Here is a 1285-nt window from a genome sequence, read left to right as displayed (position 1 = left end):
TTCGGTATTGACGGTCTTATATCCAGTATGACCAGAAAGAAATATTCAACAGATGAAAAATTAAGAATCATTCAGTATAGAATTACTAATCAACTTTCATATAAAGAAACTGCTAGAATCTTTGATATTACTAATCCTACTTTAATAGCTCAGTGGCAGATGAAATACAATCAATATGGTATCCTAGGTTTAGAATCAAAACCGAAGGGTCGTGCGTCTAAAACTATGAAAAATAAAAAGGTTGATAACACTAGTTTAAACGAAAGTGAACGACAAGAATTAATACGCTTACGTGAGGAAAACAGGAGATTAGAAATCGCAATTGCTCTCGAAAAAAAGTTACAATCCTTAGCTCGAAAAAATCAAACAAAGAAATAGTAGCTGCTATTATTGAGTTAAGGAATGAATCTAACTATAAGTTAAAAGAAATATTATCAGTAGCTATGATAGCGAAAAGTGTATACCATTATTGGAAATTACGACTTAGTGTCACTTAACATAAAGACAATTATTTAATTACTTTGATTAAAGAAATCATTAACAAACATAAAAATAGGATAGGTTATCGTACAGTAACCGACGAACTAAGAGAGTTAGGTTTTGTAGTTAACCATAAAAAAGTTCTTAGAATAATGAGAGAAAATAATTTACTTTGTACAAAGTTTAAGCATAGAAATAGAACATATAAGTCGTACAAAGGGAAAGTTGGCAAAACAGCTAAGAATAAATTGAATCGCAGATTCGTAACTAATCGCCCATATCAAAAATTACTTACTGATGTAACACAATTCAACATTAAAAATGGAACTAAGCTATATCTGTCAACAATTTTTGATGTATGTTCGAAAGAGATTATTTCTTATTCAATTAGTAAGCGTCCAACATTGGAATTCGTTATGGAATCATTGTTAAAAGCAATTAATGTAATTCCAGACCTTCCCTATAGAACTACAATCCATTCCGATCAAGGGTGGCAATATCAGCATAAATCTTGGGTACAATCTTTGAAAAAGAATAGAATTATTCAAAGCATGTCTAGAAAAGGTAATTGTCTTGATAATTCTCCGATGGAGAATTTCTTTGGTATTTTAAAACAAGAAATGTTTTATGGAGAAACATTTGATTCTTATGATGAACTAGAAGAGGAGATTATTGACTATATGGAGTATTATAATTTAGTCAGAAAGAAGAGAAAATTAAAAAGCAAGACTCCTGTAGAATACAGAAATCTTGCTTTAATGAAAGTAGCTTAATAAAAAGTTCAACTTTTTGGGTTCACTACAAA

General features: G+C 29.9%; 2 protein-coding genes. Both read left to right on the top strand.

The genetic code is table 11. The annotated features are described in order from the left end of the window. The coding region (locus BHX94_RS12595; RefSeq protein ID WP_111747126.1) for a helix-turn-helix domain-containing protein at positions 1-378 on the top strand (378 nt) is incomplete at its 5' end. A gap of 137 nt (positions 379-515) precedes the next feature. Continuing rightward, complete coding sequence (locus tag BHX94_RS12590; protein ID WP_111747123.1) at positions 516-1253, top strand: IS3 family transposase; 738 nt, start codon at positions 516-518, stop codon at positions 1251-1253. The last annotated feature ends 32 nt before the right edge of the window (positions 1254-1285 follow it).

Origin of the sequence: Macrococcoides bohemicum, assembly GCF_003259675.1 — a bacterium.
Lineage (GTDB): Bacteria > Bacillota > Bacilli > Staphylococcales > Staphylococcaceae > Macrococcoides > Macrococcoides bohemicum.
The sequence above is the reverse complement of the archived record's forward strand: the minus strand, read 5'-3'. Positions and strand labels throughout refer to the sequence as shown.